Annotated in this window: 16 protein-coding genes; 1 reads left to right on the top strand and 15 read right to left on the bottom strand. The window is 37.0% G+C overall.

Annotated elements, in window-relative coordinates; translation table 11 throughout:
• Positions 1-68 precede the first annotated feature (68 nt).
• The 8 genes from MHB40_RS03215 to MHB40_RS03180 form a co-directional block, all read right to left on the bottom strand.
• On the bottom strand, positions 69-2099 hold the full coding sequence (locus MHB40_RS03215) for a hypothetical protein (RefSeq protein WP_342533900.1): 2031 nt from the start codon (positions 2097-2099) through the stop codon (positions 69-71).
• 400 nt (positions 2100-2499) lie between these two features.
• The gene (locus MHB40_RS03210; protein ID WP_342533899.1) at positions 2500-3189 is read right to left on the bottom strand and encodes a hypothetical protein; all 690 of its coding nucleotides are present in this window, start codon (positions 3187-3189) and stop codon (positions 2500-2502) included.
• A gap of 112 nt (positions 3190-3301) precedes the next feature.
• Positions 3302-4057, bottom strand: coding sequence for a hypothetical protein (locus MHB40_RS03205; RefSeq protein ID WP_342533898.1), 756 nt, complete (start codon positions 4055-4057; stop codon positions 3302-3304).
• A 15-nt stretch (positions 4058-4072) separates the two neighbouring features.
• Complete coding sequence (locus MHB40_RS03200; RefSeq protein ID WP_342533897.1) at positions 4073-4945, bottom strand: tyrosine-type recombinase/integrase; 873 nt, start codon at positions 4943-4945, stop codon at positions 4073-4075.
• Between the two features lie 177 nt (positions 4946-5122).
• Positions 5123-6997 carry a hypothetical protein gene (locus tag MHB40_RS03195; protein ID WP_342533896.1) on the bottom strand — a complete coding sequence of 625 codons (1875 nt, stop codon included), beginning with the start codon at positions 6995-6997 and terminating at the stop codon, positions 5123-5125.
• Between the two features lie 17 nt (positions 6998-7014).
• The gene (locus MHB40_RS03190; RefSeq protein WP_342533895.1) at positions 7015-7437 is read right to left on the bottom strand and encodes a hypothetical protein; all 423 of its coding nucleotides are present in this window, start codon (positions 7435-7437) and stop codon (positions 7015-7017) included.
• Positions 7438-7574: 137 nt separating this feature from the next.
• Positions 7575-8021, bottom strand: a complete 447-nt coding sequence (locus tag MHB40_RS03185) for a hypothetical protein (RefSeq protein WP_342533894.1) — start codon at positions 8019-8021, stop codon at positions 7575-7577.
• 190 nt (positions 8022-8211) lie between these two features.
• Positions 8212-8838, bottom strand: a complete 627-nt coding sequence (locus MHB40_RS03180) for a hypothetical protein (protein ID WP_342533893.1) — start codon at positions 8836-8838, stop codon at positions 8212-8214.
• Between the two features lie 128 nt (positions 8839-8966).
• On the opposite strand from MHB40_RS03180, the gene MHB40_RS03175 reads away from it, so the two are divergent.
• Entirely contained in the window at positions 8967-9404 is a 438-nt protein-coding gene (locus tag MHB40_RS03175) for a hypothetical protein (protein ID WP_342533892.1), read from the top strand.
• Positions 9405-9429: 25 nt separating this feature from the next.
• Here MHB40_RS03175 and MHB40_RS03170 read toward each other — a convergent pair whose 3' ends face one another.
• The 7 genes from MHB40_RS03170 to MHB40_RS03140 form a co-directional block, all read right to left on the bottom strand.
• Complete coding sequence (locus MHB40_RS03170; protein ID WP_342533891.1) at positions 9430-10308, bottom strand: tyrosine-type recombinase/integrase; 879 nt, start codon at positions 10306-10308, stop codon at positions 9430-9432.
• Between the two features lie 446 nt (positions 10309-10754).
• Entirely contained in the window at positions 10755-11030 is a 276-nt protein-coding gene (locus MHB40_RS03165) for a hypothetical protein (protein WP_342533890.1), read from the bottom strand.
• Positions 11027-11332: a hypothetical protein gene (locus MHB40_RS03160; protein WP_342533889.1), complete on the bottom strand. Its 306-nt coding sequence runs from the start codon at positions 11330-11332 to the stop codon at positions 11027-11029. The genes MHB40_RS03165 and MHB40_RS03160 overlap by 4 nt, the downstream gene beginning before the upstream one ends.
• A gap of 9 nt (positions 11333-11341) precedes the next feature.
• On the bottom strand, positions 11342-11806 hold the full coding sequence (locus MHB40_RS03155; protein ID WP_342533888.1) for a JAB domain-containing protein: 465 nt from the start codon (positions 11804-11806) through the stop codon (positions 11342-11344).
• A 432-nt stretch (positions 11807-12238) separates the two neighbouring features.
• Positions 12239-14200 carry an Ig-like domain-containing protein gene (locus MHB40_RS03150; RefSeq protein WP_342533887.1) on the bottom strand — a complete coding sequence of 654 codons (1962 nt, stop codon included), beginning with the start codon at positions 14198-14200 and terminating at the stop codon, positions 12239-12241.
• Between the two features lie 195 nt (positions 14201-14395).
• Positions 14396-15172: a hypothetical protein gene (locus MHB40_RS03145; protein ID WP_342533886.1), complete on the bottom strand. Its 777-nt coding sequence runs from the start codon at positions 15170-15172 to the stop codon at positions 14396-14398.
• 11 nt (positions 15173-15183) lie between these two features.
• On the bottom strand, positions 15184-16056 hold the full coding sequence (locus MHB40_RS03140; RefSeq protein WP_342533885.1) for a tyrosine-type recombinase/integrase: 873 nt from the start codon (positions 16054-16056) through the stop codon (positions 15184-15186).
• Positions 16057-16179: the final 123 nt, after the last annotated feature.

Here is a 16179-nt window from a genome sequence, read left to right as displayed (position 1 = left end):
AGGCTTTATATTCGTTCTAAAACTGTGTTTAATCATTAGAATTATTTATTTATTTTATGAAATTAATTTTATTCCGTTGCAAATACAGAGACTTCAATTCCTGATTTAGCAGCTAAATTTACAGGTGTTATTGCTTTATCAGTAATTGCACTTAATCCAGATACATTAAGAGTTACGGCTTTCGTTAAATCAATATCAAGTGCAGGTGATTGAACTAACTTAATAACAACCTTAGTTTCATCAGCAGATGATTTATACACTGCAGCTACAGCATTATCACCCACTGCAGTACCAAGTGTACCATCAGTTTTCTTAGAGAAATTAACAGTGAATTCGCCTTCAACAGCTGATAAAATATTTACTGTTTCACTGAAAGTTAATTCAAGAAATACTGTTTGTTCAGAAACATCTCCACTCAAGTATGCAGCTGTTACTGTTGGAGCTGTTGTATCTTTAACATCTATTTCAGTTGTAGTGTAGCTTAACGCTGCTCCAGTTTCAGCTTTAACATTTGCCACGCTAATAGCCAATTTACCACCTGATTTTAATGATGTTGGTAAGTCTTTATCCGCCACTGCATTAAAGTCAAGTTTCACACCTGCTTTATTACTATTAGCAGCTGTTCCTGCTACAAAAGTAACTACAGTTCCTTCTGGAAGTGGTGTACCAGCTACTGTATAGTTAGCTGGATTATCCGCTGCTCCTGCTTGATACGTTCCTGTAGAAGCATCAAATCCATTAACTACATCTGCACGATTGAATTCAACGTAAGCTACACGATTAGCAGCCACTCCTGATTCAGTAACAGCTGTCCCTATTGCTGAGCCATCTTTATCATTTGTAATTGTTGCTGTTAAAGTTCCTATAGTTGCTGTTGGAACTGTGTAAGCGAATGATACAGATTGTGCATCATTTTTATTAGCTTTACCTGCAGTATCTGAAATTGAACCCTCTTTTGCAACGAGTTTATATGTTCCAGATTTCGGTAGAGCTGCACTTAACGTAACAGTTGCAATGTGTTGACCATCTGTTAATGTAGATGTTGCTGAGCCTACAGATGCTGTTACAGCTGAGCCACCTACTAATACCTGATTGCCATTAGCATCAACTACTGTGAAGACATCACCTGCAGAAGTACCCATACTAGCTACAGCTTTAGAGAATACTACTTTTAATTGAGTTGCATTATTAAATGTTTGTGTTACAGAAGTAATTGTTGGTTTTACAGCATCACGAGTCACAGTTAATTTTTCAGTTTTTGCAGTTACAGTATTTCCAACTGTATCCTTAATACCTGAAACCGCTACACTGATTTCACGTGATGTTTGAGTTGCGTTATCAAATACATCACCTGATAAAGTTAAACGAACTGTTTTCTTATCTGCTTGTAAAGCACCTAGATTTGCTTGAGCAATTGTTTGGTTTGTAGTTCCATCATTTAATAACTTAGTTACTTTGAATGAATCTACAGCAATGCTTGATGCAGTAACTTCTTTATCAAATACTACATCAATTGTTTTTTCGTTCACTGCTTTAACAGTAAATGTTGGTTTTGCTGTGTCACGTGTTACAGTAACGTTAGTTTTTAAGCTATTAGCTGCTGCATTACCAAGAGTATCAGTTAATCCAATAACTTCTACTTCGTAAGATTTGTCGATTTCTAAATCTTCAGTTGTAGTTAATGTGTAAACTGAATCAGACACTTTTGCAACACCAGCAAACTTACCATTCACTTTAACAGTTGGCTGAGCAACTGGCTCAGTTAACGTTAATGTTACTGTACGAGTTACTGTATCTTTCGTTGTAGCTGTTACTGATTTAATAGCAGGTGCTACAGTTTCAGTAGCTGTTAATGCCGAAGCGTAGTGTGGGAATGGTTTACCCTCTGCATCTGTTACACCTGAAATTGTGAACGTGTAGTCGTTATTTTTTACTAATTGTTCACCAGAATTTAATGTAATTGTTAAGACAGTATTTGTTGAATCTAGTTTTGCATCAGTAGTTGCATCAGTAGTTAAGCCAGTTAAAGTTACTTTAGCAGCAACTAATTTACCTCCTGATACAATTGTCGAAGGAGCTACTGGTTTAGCAAATTTCACTTGAATTTCTTTACCGTTAATCGCACAAAGGGAACTTCAATTTTTAGAAAACAGAAGCCTAGTGAATTCAATAATTTGTCATAAGTACAATTGTTGTTCAATAGAAAAACAAAGGTGAAAGTTGCTGTAAGTAGACAACCAATACTAAATCAAAAAAAGTAAATCAATATAAAACACTATATAATAGAAGAAACTCATATTTTTTTGTAGTGGTAAAACCTTTTACATCTACAAAAATAGCCGCGTATTCTTAACGAATACACGACTACTACATTTTAAATTGCTAACGATTGTTGAAATCGTCTTACGATATGGCTTACCCAATAATCTTCATCAAAGTGATGTACATAAATCTCATCACGAATTAAAAAGACTAATTCTAAGTCCAATTCATTATACTTTATGCTTGTTCAGCTAAATTCTCTACTCGTAGTTTACAATATTCAACTAATCCTTGCCCAAAATCACTTAGTATAAAATCCTCATCGATAATTGTACCTACTGCAGTTTCTTCAATAATACCTAATGTAACTAATTTATTTCGAACTCTGTTATGAAAACTAATATTTTCAGTATTATATTTCACTCTTCCAAAACCTTTTTCAGACTCTACGACTACATAATTTCTTTCAATAAAAACGTGTTTAAGTAGTCGAATTTCAGCTAAACGTAAACGTTTCAACACTTCATGATATTCCAAATAATCCTCTACATTCATTTCTCCCTGCATTAAACCAGTAACAAATTGATTAGCAAATAGCTTGATTTTTGCCGTTTCAACTTCATTTTCAATTCGATCTAACAGCATTTCTTCCATCGCTAAATAAGTCATCACATCTTGGATTTTGATATTCTCCTTATCAAGTCGTTCTTCAATTGTACTTACTGCTAAGTTTAGCTTGTCATTTATTTGATTTTGCTTTAGTGTATTTTTGATGCTTACTGCTCCACCTAAAAAAGTACCTGCAATGCCATCGAATGCTAATTCAATTGCACCTACACCTGCTTCTTGAATAACAGCTCCTGCATTTTCTTTATTAAACTTCCCGTCTTTAAACATTCTATCTTTCCATTCAACCAATTTACTCATTTTATATCCTCTCCTTTTACAAGTATCTATAAATCGTATTACGCTAGTAATTTCTTATTTACAGTTTAAATTCAAAAAAAGTGTGGCAAATTCCTTCACCACACTCAAAATATTATTTTAACAACAATTCCACCTGACGTTCATATCCATAACGTTTGAAGAAATCAATTAACGCTACTTCAAACACATCTCGTTGCGTCATGTTCTTCTCCTTTGCAAAATCTGTGACCATTTGATCCAACGAGTGAATCATTTGTACAGTCTTAGTTTTTGCAACACCAGGAATCGTATAGCGCGGAATTTGACAGCCCACTCCATATGGTTGTAACAAATTCATCAAACGCAGCTCATTGTTCTTCAACAATTTTAGTAGTGGCAAATATTCTGTAAGACCCTCTTCCTCTGTATTTGTCGTCAGTATCGGCAATGTCGGTTCTGACAATATTTTAGGGACAAACTGAGGTGAAGGTTCCTCCACCACAACTTGCTTGACGTAGTTGTTCTGTTCGCTCGACCAACTGTAGTGATTGGCTCCCATGTATGCGGCAAGTGCCTTATAGCCATCAAAACCCATCAATTGAGCAATACGCTGCAAGTCTGGCTCATCTTGCTGTTCTATGAGCTGAATGATTCGATGGGCTTTGCTAGTATCAATAACAGCTAGTTCTGGTTTTTCCATCGCTAGCTTGTAAATCCCTTTTTCACTATCCCATTCAAAGTTGCGTCTACGCATATACATATCGAGTGATTTATAGTTTTTATGTCCAAATTCCTCAGCAAGTTCATCCCGAGTGCTACCTTGAGTAAGTCCTTGTAGAATTTCTTGTACACGTTCATTTTCTAAAACATTTACTTGTTGATTGGTCATCTTTTTTTCACTCCTTTAGATAGATAATTGATTAACGGCATTTGTTAGTTCAGATTGATCTTTGTGTACATAAATACTTGTCACAGTGCGGTAATCGGAGTGTCCGAGCAATTTCGCCACTGTCGGAAGATCCGTGCCATGACGCACTAAAGATGAAGCGAAGCTATGGCGAAGTGTATGACAGCTCACCTTTTTGTCGATACCTGCTTTCTCAGTAGCAATCTTTAATTCACGATTGACGTATTTGTCAGAAATACTACCTGTTTTCTTAAGGGCAAAGAAGTTGTCTGATGTGACACTTGGACGTTTTGTATCACGATAAAGTAGTAGTTCATCTGCAAGATTTCCTGCAAGTGGCACAGTACGGTTTTTCCCACCTTTACCATTGATAACGCGAATGACGTTTTTATCAAAATCTACATCGGCAAGGGTAAGGTTTAAGCATTCGCTGATACGAAGTCCTGAGTATGCTAATGTAAGCACCACTAATCGAATGAGTGGATGATCGATAGCTCGGATTAGTTTCTTCATCTCAATTTCAGATAGGAAGTCCCGTTCTGCCGTTTGCTTTTTGAGTGTGTCAATGTGTAGCATGACATTGTTTTGAATCCATCCTTTACGTTCTGCAAAATGGAACAGCTTACGAACAGCGCTGATGGATATGTTGACACTAGCGACTGACCAGTTTCGCTCATGTTGAAGATGATAGAAGTAGGCTTCAACATCGTCCAGTGTGATGTCTACCATCATAATCGGTGCATTGTACATTGCATTCATAAATTTTGCGAATTCTTGTTGCTGATAAAGATAGCTTCGTTGCGTTTCTTTACTTGCATTCGTTTGTTCTAGTTGTTTTTGATTAGCTTGTGATGCAGCTAAAATATTCATATGAATGAGCCCCCTAAATTTTGTGTTTTATTACCATCTTATTAATAATATATGTCTCAAATTTCTGTATTTTCGATTCCTCTACCTATTTGTCCCGTAAATACCGTCAGTATCGACATTCGTTTAAAAGTACGAAACTGTCAGTACTGACGATAAATAAAAAGGAAATAGGGTGGATTAATTGCAATAGTCTAATTTTCCATCCAGTGATAATAAATCATCATCTTCTAGAGCATCTGTAGCTGGTCGTTGCAGTGTACTCCTTGAAACCGAATTCTCAGGAGTTGCTGTTCCTTTATTTCGCAAAGTGATTTTTCTATAATCGCCTACATGTCGGATATCATAGAAAATACCCACATTTTCAAGATTGGATTTGACCTCTTTTAGACGTCGACTCAACACATTGGATTCTTTTGCCCATGACTTAACGTTCGTATTAATACTTTCACGCTCTGCAACTACTTCTAGCTCTTTCACTAAATCAGAAACACTCGCTGCCCAAGTGCTACGATTTTTCATGAAAGCAATAACCGCAGCTGCAACTGGATGTGAACTAATTGCTTCTTCATTCGCAGTATCTTGATTCGTGAGATACGATTGCAGGAACTCATCTCCACCTATTCCAAGTACTTCTGCAATCGCATAGCCCCAGTAAGTGAAATCTGCCATACGACCAACTTCATCCAGTTCAACATCATCATATAAAGTCATAGCCGCGGAAATGGTATTGAAAATAGCACCTAAAAACCGAGGTAAATCTGCACCAAATCCTTTCCAAATAGCGTGTTCTGTTTTTCTTTCACCCTTTGGAATGCGTTCTAATTCTAGTAAAATTGAACGATCTAATAAATCTGGTCGAGTTGCTACCACATTAATGCCATTTAACCCTACACACCGTTTGAATTGCAGAATCGTTTCATCACTGTCTGAATACAGTGTACGTTTCGTGAATGCTCCACCAGTCGCAGCCATACACAACATGTTGCTTTTCTCCGCTGAAAGAGTATCTAAATTGTCAAAGCATGGCATATAGCTATTATTAAGATAAATTGCTAAATCTGCCTTAGATGTAGGCATCGATAGTAAATCCTGCTTAGCAGGATCAACAATTTTCTTTACCATACGCATTGTAGTTGACTTTGCCGCACCTTTCTCACCAGATAACACAAGAATGACATGCGCAATTTGTGGTAAGAAACAAGTGACAAGATACACGGAGAAGAGCAGTGTATCAGATTCCTTTTTGAAGCGAAAATGCTTCCTCACAAGTGTTACTAACTCTTTAGGTCCAACAGAAAAATCAGGTTCTTTCTGTTGATCCATATTTTTATTGCGTGTAAATAAAATTGGTGGATTCGATTCGATATGACAACCATCAGCGTTTACTTGTACAATCCGCCAATTTGCATCACATAAATCATAGTAGAAGTTGTTTTGTTCCCCCGAGATTCTTCTCTGAAGCTTATGTTCACTATCCGAAAAAATAGCTTTCATCTCTAAAACTTGCAGTGCTTGGTTAAGTCCATCGGAACCAGGTGCAGTACGTTGAATTTCAAAGAATTGCTTCGTTAAGTACAATTTAAACTTATTACTTCTCATATCAAGGACTTCCCAATGATTGTCTATTTGAATAGCCGCATACGGTTCTTCTAATTCATTGGTAAAGAACTTAAAATCTTTCGCAAGATTGATGATGATATCGGCTTGCTTTTCTTCTACTACCTTTACTGGTTGCTTTTTTATAGATTTTGTTGGCAACGTTGGTTGTTCTGGCTCTGCATTTTGTTGCAAACAGGCAGATGTGGCTTCAAGGTTAGCTTGTCCAACCTCGTCTATTTCTGTTGCCATGTTTGGTTGTAACTCTAGTGTTTCTAGTTCTGCTTTTTGAGTTTCATTCAATTTAATTTCCTCCGTTTTAGCTAGTGTTGTTTGGTTATCGGTAGTGAGCGACTGATTTTCATTGACTGTATCAATACTTGATGATAATGGTTGAGCGCTTTTTACAAATAGCCTTTTTTTAATTGGTTTCTTACGATTAGTTACTTTATTCATGATTGATTAGCTCCTTTTTAATATGATTCAATATCGAAAGTTAATTTAACATTGTTCAGTAAGTGATCTTCAATCACCTTCGTTAATGGCTCATGAATCGGATGCAATTCGTTTGAAATTAAGTCTGACAGTGAATCGTAGTAATTAAAATTCACTACTCCATACGTTAGAATCAAACTTCCATCTACTAGGTCTGAATCCATCAGATCGTAATCTTCAAAGTAGCATTGCATAAACGTTTGAATTGCAGGTAGGATTGTAATGACTTTCTCATCGACTAATGAAGAAGCTTCCATTGTAATTGCATGAATTACTGGACTAGCTGGATTATTAATCACATCTGATGCTGTGTTTAAAATTACTCCATACCTACTTGATGGAATTGTATTCATAAATATTTCACGCGCTGATTTGACACTCGGGTTTTCTTTTGTTAGCATTTGGCACACTCCATTTTCTTAGTCTAAAGACTAGGTATTTTTCAAATCTGTTTAATTCAAGTAACCAACATACGTTGACTACTTGAATTAAACATTGTTTTCATTACTGCTTGGCGCTAATCAACCTTCCAATTTGGTTAGTAATTAACATAGATATCAATAGCTAATTTCACATCCGTTAATAAATTGTCTACGATTAATTGCTCTAAGGATTCATGTATTGCTTCCAACTCACATTTTATTAGCCAATCAAATGAACCATAATGCTCCATTTCTGTAGCCCTATACTCCAGTGAAATTTCATTATTTTCCATTTTATTTACTTTTACTAATTCTAAATTTGGAAAAGTATTCCCCATATAATTCAGTACTTTAGGTGAAATTAAAGGGATATCACTATCCGCAATTGAGCCAGTTTCAATCTTCAAGCCCCCTAGCACTAAAGTATGGAACTCAGAGTCTATTCCGTCATAAACAGGTGAATCCATATTAAATTGAGTTGTATAATTCTTTGATACCGCAGGATACGCCTGTACGCCTAATTCCACTTTCTCGTTCTTACATTTTTTATTCTTCTTACTCATTCTGTTTCTCTCCCTTTTTGGTTGTAGTAGATTACAAATATTAGAATATTCCTTTTCGTCTGTTCCTCGCTATGACATCTCCCAATTAATTTTGTCATGAGCACTGGGTAATAAATTTTAGAACACACAAAAACAGCATAAACTCAGTAGTTTATGCTGCTTAGACAGTGGTAAATTTTATTAGTTTTATTTAAATTCCAGGTGCTTCTTCCTTTTCTTTAGCTTCAATTTGTTTAACTATAGATGATTTTGTTTCCTCAAAAAGTGGTACAAGCTGCTTTCTTAATTTCCTTAAAGCTTTTACTTTATTTGGGTATTCTAATGATTCAAGATTTGAAATAATATCAGCATATGCTTCTTGTATTGTTTTTTGCTCTACAGCATACGAATAGCCAATCGCTTTATCTAATACCTTTAACATCACCTGTAATCTTTTTTCATCTACTTGGTCTATAATCGCTTCCTTAACTCTTATATAAGTAGCAATGATTTCTTCATGTGATGCTTCTTTTGCACGATTTTGTTTCGCATAAAAAAAGTAACTCCCTTTAATTCTAGTTTCCTTTAAAAATGCTTTCATTAATGGTTCAGTACCTTTGTTGATTAGATAATTTCCCTCTGAATCTTTAAAGCGATCTTTTTCTACATTTAATGTTGCTAAAACAGCTTTGAAGTTTCTTATTAAAGTCCGATCAGACACTATTGGCTTATCACCCCTTGCCCCATCTATATCACTAGCGTTATAATATTCATCCTCTACTTCCTTTGCAATCGCTGAAAGACTTTTTTTCTTAGTTTCAACTTGTTTTTCCTTCAAAATTAACACTCCTTACAAGTTATCGTATTATAATGCCAACTATATTTTCCACATTATACCTTTCCGATGATTTTTAGTCGACCAAAAATATTCTAACAACTTATTATTCTATTTTAATGGAGTGATAAATGATGGGGAAAGTCATTTTTTCAAAGGATAAAGTAGCAATATGGAAAGAACAGGCGAATCAAAAAAATGAACAGTACATCCAACAACAGCTGCAATCCTTGCACGATGTGAAACAAAACCTACTGGACTTTAAGCAACAGCTTGCAGCAACAAACAATTCAGCTCTACACAAACAACTGGAAAAGAGAATTCACTTTCAAGAACAACAAATGACGAACATTTTAGGTCGACTCAAAAATGCTGGGTACGTTGAAAAAAGAGGTCGACCAAAAAAAGAAGTCGCTGACACCTACAAGGCAAATCACATTAAATTTACTGCTCATTTACAGAAAGAACAGTTGGACTATGTAAAACAATTACAATCTACTGGTCAGATTACTAACGTCTCTGCTTTTTTAGACGAACTCATTACACAACATCAAAAAAAGAACGGTTAGCTTCATTGGCTAGCCGTTACTTACTTCACAGTAAGTCTACTGCATTCTGCTTTTCCTCTTTCGATGTATTAATATAATACTTAACAGTCATATTGAAATTGGCATGCCCCGCCAATCGGCTCACCGTACTTAGCTCCACACCAGCCTTTAATAAACGGGTGCAAAAAGTATGTCTCATCATGTGCGGGTGGATGTGAAAGCCTAGTTGCTGTCCTGTTTGTTCCAAAAAACGTCTCACTCCGTCTCTGTGCATGTTGCCTGCTCTTTGGCTCAGAAGAAGAAAAGGACTGTCCGCAAACTTGTTGGCAGCTCGCTCTCCGCTGACGTACTGCTCCAGCACCTCTAGCACATCTTTTCGCAACGGAATGTCCCGAAACTTGCCCCCTTTACCTCTAACAGAAAGTTGAGCAGTCAGTCGATCCACATCCGTTAGTTTCAAATTAACGAGCTCACTCACTCGAACACCTGTAAAGAGTAGTAAATAACAAATGAGCTTATTCCGATTACTCTCTTTTTCTACGTGAAATAAAAGAGCATCCACTTGTTCAGGTGTTAGTACACTAACCTCTGCTTCTGAACCATTCGCTATTTTTAGCCTGTCTCGCTTTAATCGAATGACACTATCCGTTACTATCTTCTCTTGAATCAGCCAGTCATTGTACACCTTTAAGGAATTGATTTTCTTGTTGATTGTAGCGATGGCTAAACACTCTTTCTCCAGTTGCTTCAAGTAGCTCGTAAAATAAAAACGTGTCAGTAAAACATCTGGATCGGCATCTTTATCGACCAAATACTGTTGGAACAACTTTACATCAGTTATGTAACTCTCAATTGTCTTTGTCGCTTTTCCTTCTTCCTGTAACCATTCTTGAAATCGTTCCACAATGTTAATTTTTAAATCCATATCATTCATCCTTTCTGTTATCGCTGAAATCCCTACTTTCATAACTTTGCTTACAATGAATCGTTAAATTACGACACTGTCCTTTTCTACTAATGAAAACTAAAAAAAGTAGGAGAAGAAATTGATTGATTCTTCACCCACTCCCTACAAGTTCCGTTAGTTGATTACCATGAAAAGCTAAATCGTTGCTCAGACCGTTCAATGACATAATCAATAACAGCGGCAACAACTGCAACTAGTACTACTTTTAATAATTCTCCCCACATAGATTTCTCTCCTTTCAAATGAGCTTGTACCGAGGCCACTCACGCCAGTTATATAATTCTGTCGTTAGTTTTTCTGCACACAAAAATAGCTCATACCTTGTTCGGCATGAACTTCTGTTTTTCGGTTGGTAGCCAATTTACTTTTGTCGTCAGATTTCGTTTACTTTTGTCGCGAGCTACTTACTCTACGCCATCTACCCGTACTGCATAGTTGTAGAAGTTTTGCAGAATTTGACGGTCAAGTACATTCGGGATCGTCTGAATTATTGTATTCACCTGCTGGAAATTCACCATGAATTCTTCTTCAATGATTTCATTGTACACAGCATCTAAAATCATATTGTTGAACTCATCTTCTGCCATTCTTACGCCTAACTCATCATCCATACCAACCTCTCGAAAGTACGTTTCCTGATTGATTGTTACTGTGACATAACGCTTATCAAATATACTCATTGCTCATCCTCCATATCCGTAAAATTAGGTACTACTTCGTCATTTACCAGCCAAACCTCATATGGCTCTGGTTGGTCTGTTTCCACTTGAATGACTAAATAGTAATTACCTTCTGCATCAGTGTAGTTAGCAGATTCTGTTTGGATTAGATTTTCAAGATGCTCCAGCACAAACATTGGTACTAACCGTTCATCAATTTCCTCTTTGTAAAAAGAATGGCTCTCGTAACCGATTTCGGAAATCGGAACATAGTAACCGTACTTTTGAAATAAGACTTCTGAAATCCGTAAGATTGTATTCATGGGCAGCACCTACATATAGCCTTTCTCTTTTAATGATAAAAATGAATGAGAAGACAAAATGACATGGTCAAGAACATCAATGCCAAGTATTTTTCCTGCTTCTACTAATCTTTCAGTCACTTCAATGTCTTCTGGTGATGGTGTTACATCATTCGAAGGGTGGTTATGCCCTACTACGCAGCTTGCACAATTTGCTAGAATCAACGCTTTCATGACATCTCTCGGATGTACAATGGATGCGTTGATTGAGCCAGTGTGAACGACTTGTAGCACCTGTGGCTCGTTCTTCGTTGACATTCCTAACACCACAAAGCGCTCTCTGTCGCTGTCTCCAATGAAGTCACGGATGATGGTTGCGGCATCTTCTGGTGAGCGTACACGTCTGCCACTGAACAGTTGCGATCCCTTTCTTTCGAGTACGACATCGACTAGTTGAATGCGTTTAGCTGGTTGCTTCTTTTGATTTTCTTCCATGTGATTTCCTCCTTGAAAATAGAAATAGCCCTTCACTCCGCAGTTGGAATGAAGGGCTAAAATTGATACTTCAAGAATATAATATATGATTAAAACTGAATTTGTTGCGGATTAATTGCCGAATCTAGGTTTGACAATTTACAAAGTATAATTCAAAAGAAAATCTCCTTCAAAAATCGAGTATTTCATCGACTTTTGAAGGAGACTTGTTCTAATTATTCATGGATTTTGAGCTGTTATTTTTCGGGCGTATCCAGATTCTACTAGGGATTTAGTTTTTGAAGGCGACAACACTTTTAAATTGTAAGAATAATGAAGTCTAGATATAAAAGAAAATCTCCCTCAAAAATCGAGTTTTCATCGACTTTTGAAGGAGACTTGTTCTAATTATTCATGGATTTATTGCCGTTATTTTTCGGGCGTATCCATATTTTAGCGAGTTGCTGTAACAACTTCAACTGTTGAAATTTTGTTTCCTGCAGCATCAGCACCAGTTGTACCTGTTGATTTAACAGTGATTGTACCAGTTGCAAAGCTTACAGTACCTTTTGTTTTAATAACAACTTGATTTTTAGAAGAAGCTGTTGCATCAACTTCGAAATCAGTTCCAGCAGCTAAAGCCGCTCCATTAATAGCTACAATGAAATCTCCGTCAACTGGAGTAGTAGCAGCTGGTGCACCTGCACCAACAACATTCTCAGAGAATGTTAATACTAAGTTACCTGATGCGTTTACTGCTGCACCTGTAATAACTGGAGCTTTTGTATCTGTTAATGTAACAGTAGTGTTTAAAGTATCAATTGTAGCTGTAGCACCTAATGCTTGTACACCAGAAATCGTTAGAATTTGAGTAGTAGAAGCATCAATTGAACCTGCTGGTAATTGAATTTTTACAACTTGATTTGCACCATCAATAGTTAATACAGTACCTGTTGGTAATGCCTTACCATTTAACTTATAGTTAGATGCATCAGTTGCTGAACCAGCAACATTACCACCTTTAACTTTTGTTGTTGCATAAGTTACAGTAATTTCATTTGTTGCATTAGCAACTGCAGAAGTTAACGTAGGTTTAACAGTAGCTGAACCTGTGATATTAACTGGAGTAGAGAATCCAGCTGATTTATTTGCTGCATAAGAAGCATCAGTCACTGCTTGAGTTGCAAAGTGGAAAGTATAGCTACCATTAGCTAAATTTAATCCTGCTACAGCGTCGTTATCAAACACTACTGATTTAGAGTTAGCTGCAACAGCTTCAGAAGCTACAGCAGTTGCTACTGTTTGACCATTAGCGTTATTAACAATAGTTACATCTGCTAATGTTACAGTTGAAGCTGCTAATAAAGTTTCATCAAAGTTGAAAGCAATCTTATTAGTATTTGCATTGTACTCAGCATTTACAAATTTAGGAGCTACAGTATCCTTAGTAAATGTTACTTGTTGAGAAGTTGTAGTTCCTAAGTTTAATGCAGTATCTTTAAATCCAGTAAATGTAGCTGTTACTGCCTTAGAAGTATCATTAGCGCCAAATGGAGTAGCCGCTAAAGTAACTTTAAACGTTTTATTATCTGTTGAAGTTACAGTAGGTGCACCACCAGCTAATACACCAGCACCAGTAGTTAGGGTTAAACCTAGATCAGATGCTATTGGAGTATTAGGTGTAGCAAGTTTAATTTCCTCTGAGAATACTACTGTGAATGTTTTTTCATTGTTTACAGTTACTGAAGAAACTGTTGGAGCCACTGTATCAGTTACAACTGCATAAGTTACAGAACCTGAATATAAGTCCATTGCATTTGTAGCATAATCAGTTGCACCAGCTACAACTACTGTATAATTTTTACCAGCTTCAAGTGCTGCTGCACCAGTGAAGTTAGCTTTAGGTACAGTAACTTTAGTAGCTCCAGCAGTCGGAGTAACTGAATGAGATTGACCGTTTACTACTACAGTAGTAGCTGTTGCAGCCAATTTCTCAGAGAAGTTAACAACAACATCTCCGTTCACTGATTGTACAGAAGTTACAGTAGGTTTTACTTTGTCATTAAATTGGAAAGTTGCTGTTGAAGCTTGTTTTAAGCCTTCACCTTTTTCATTTAGTACGCCAGTTCCAACAGTTACATCATAACCAGTTGAGTTAGCTAATACTGCTACTCCATCTAAAGTAAGAGTTGCAGATAAGCCATCTGCAGCTAATTTAGAAGTAACTGAAATTGCAGCACCACCTGTTGGTTTTACTGTAATAGTACCAGCGGCAGTTGCTACAGCCCACTCAGCAGTAGCAGCTGTTACTTTTTGGTTAAACACTACTTTAATTTCTTTAGCGTTAATCGCACTAATGGAACCTGAATTTCTGCAATCTACAAACCCAATAAACACAACATCTCTCACAATCATCAATTGTTGCTCAATAGAAAATCAAAGATAAAAGTTGCTGTAAGTAGGTAAGCAATACTAAATCAAAAAAAGAGAAACAATAGAACACACTATACATATAGAGGAAACTCGATAATTTGTAGTGATAAAACCATATACTACTACAACTAAAAAGTGTAGCCGCATTTGAAGGCTACACTTCATCTTTTTCACCATTCATTTCAATAATACTTCCACCTGACGCTCATACCCATAACGTTTGAAGAAATCAATCAACGCTACTTCAAACACATCACGCTGCGTCATGTTCTTCTCCTTCGCAAAATCAGTCACCATCTGATCCAATGAATGAATCATCTGCACTGTCTTTGTTTTGGCTACACCTGGAATCGTATAGCGCGGAATTTGACCTCCCACTCCATACGGTTGTAGCAGATTCATCAAACGTAGTTCATTGTTCTTCAACATTTTCAGAAGTGAGAAATATTCTGCAAGACCTTCTTCCTCCGTATTTACCGTCAGTTGCGACAATATAGTCGCTGTTGCTTGTGACGGTTCTGACGGTATTTTAGGAGCAGATTGGGGCGAAGGTTCTTCCACTACAACTTGCTTGACGTAGTTGTTCTGCTCGCTCGACCAACTGTAATGATGGGCTCCCATGTATGCGGCAAGTGCCTTATAGCTTTCAAAGCCCATCAATTGTGCAATCCGCTGTAAATTGGGTTCTTCTTGCTGTTCAATGAGTTGAATGATTCGATAGGCTTTACTTGTATCAATCATAGCGGTTTCTGGTTTCTCCATTGCTAGCTTATAAATCCCCTTGTCACTATCCCATTCAAAGTCGCGTCTACGCATATACATATCAAGCGTTTTATAGTTTTTATGTCCAAATTCCTCAGCTAACTCATCACGGGTTTTTCCTTGGGTGAGCCCCTGAAGAATTTCTTGTACACGTTCATCATCTAGTACTTTTGTTTGTATGTCTGTCATCATATTTCACCTCTTTAGATAGATAGTTGATTGACTGCACTTGTTAGTTCAGATTGATCTTTGTGGACGTAGATGCTTGTAACCGTGCGAAAATCTGAGTGTCCGAGCAATTTCGCCACTGTGGGCAAATCTGTTCCATGACGAACTAAAGATGAAGCGAAACTATGGCGAAGTGTATGACAGCTCACTTTTTTGTCAATACCTGCTTTCTCAGTAGCAATCTTTAGTTCACGATTGATGTATTTGTCAGAAATGCTACCCGTTTTCTTAAGGGCGAAGAAGTTGTCTGATGTGACATTTGGACGTTGTGTATCACGATAGAGTAGTAGTTCATCTGCAAGGTTCTCGGCAAGTGGTACAGTACGATTCTTACCACCTTTACCATTGATCACACGAATGACGTTTTTCTCAAAGTCTACATCTGCAAGTGTCAGATTTAAGCATTCGCTGATACGGAGTCCTGAGTAGGCGAGTGTAAGCACTACTAACCGAATAAGGGAATGGTCAATAGCTAGAATTAGTTTCTTCATCTCCATTTCAGATAGGAAGTCCCGTTCTACCGTTTGTTTTTTTAGTGTGTCGATGTGTAGCATGACATTGTTCTGAATCCAACCTTTACGCTCTGCAAAGTGGAACAGCTTACGAACAGCGCTGATAGAAATATTGACACTGGCAACTGACCAACCTCGCTCATGTAGAAGATGATGGAAATAGGCTTCGGCATCATCGAGTGTAATGTCCGCCATCATAATCGGTGCATTGTAACGTGCATTCATATACTTTGCGAATTCTTGTTGCTGATAGAGATAGCTACGTTGTGTTTCTTTACTTGTATTTGTTTGTTCTAGTTGCTTTTGGTTAGCTTTTGATGCGGCTAAAATATTCATGTTCCTGAGCTCCTTCACAATTTGTATTTTATTACCATCCAATTAATAATATATGTCTCAAATCTTCGCAATTTCGATTCCTCTACCTTATTGCCCCGTAAATACCGTCAGTACCGACAATAC

It is taken from the genome of Lysinibacillus sp. FSL K6-0057 (assembly GCF_038630885.1).
Lineage (GTDB): Bacteria > Bacillota > Bacilli > Bacillales_A > Planococcaceae > Lysinibacillus > Lysinibacillus fusiformis_F.
The sequence above is the reverse complement of the archived record's forward strand: the minus strand, read 5'-3'. Positions and strand labels throughout refer to the sequence as shown.

Bases quoted from the DNA above. Each gene is read 5' to 3' on its own strand.
- MHB40_RS03175 (WP_342533892.1), top strand. From the start codon at position 8,967: ATGATGGGGAAAGTCATTTTTTCAAAGGATAAAGTAGCAATATGGAAA.
- MHB40_RS03185 (WP_342533894.1), bottom strand. From the start codon at position 8,021: ATGAGTAAGAAGAATAAAAAATGTAAGAACGAGAAAGTGGAATTAGGC.
- MHB40_RS03155 (WP_342533888.1), bottom strand. From the start codon at position 11,806: ATGGAAGAAAATCAAAAGAAGCAACCAGCTAAACGCATTCAACTAGTC.
- MHB40_RS03150 (WP_342533887.1), bottom strand. From the start codon at position 14,200: ATGATTGTGAGAGATGTTGTGTTTATTGGGTTTGTAGATTGCAGAAAT.
- MHB40_RS03160 (WP_342533889.1), bottom strand. From the start codon at position 11,332: ATGAATACAATCTTACGGATTTCAGAAGTCTTATTTCAAAAGTACGGT.
- MHB40_RS03210 (WP_342533899.1), bottom strand. From the start codon at position 3,189: ATGAGTAAATTGGTTGAATGGAAAGATAGAATGTTTAAAGACGGGAAG.
- MHB40_RS03170 (WP_342533891.1), bottom strand. From the start codon at position 10,308: ATGGATTTAAAAATTAACATTGTGGAACGATTTCAAGAATGGTTACAG.
- MHB40_RS03195 (WP_342533896.1), bottom strand. From the start codon at position 6,997: ATGAATAAAGTAACTAATCGTAAGAAACCAATTAAAAAAAGGCTATTT.
- MHB40_RS03190 (WP_342533895.1), bottom strand. From the start codon at position 7,437: ATGCTAACAAAAGAAAACCCGAGTGTCAAATCAGCGCGTGAAATATTT.
- MHB40_RS03165 (WP_342533890.1), bottom strand. From the start codon at position 11,030: ATGAGTATATTTGATAAGCGTTATGTCACAGTAACAATCAATCAGGAA.
- MHB40_RS03140 (WP_342533885.1), bottom strand. From the start codon at position 16,056: ATGAATATTTTAGCCGCATCAAAAGCTAACCAAAAGCAACTAGAACAA.
- MHB40_RS03200 (WP_342533897.1), bottom strand. From the start codon at position 4,945: ATGAATATTTTAGCTGCATCACAAGCTAATCAAAAACAACTAGAACAA.
- MHB40_RS03145 (WP_342533886.1), bottom strand. From the start codon at position 15,172: ATGATGACAGACATACAAACAAAAGTACTAGATGATGAACGTGTACAA.
- MHB40_RS03205 (WP_342533898.1), bottom strand. From the start codon at position 4,057: ATGACCAATCAACAAGTAAATGTTTTAGAAAATGAACGTGTACAAGAA.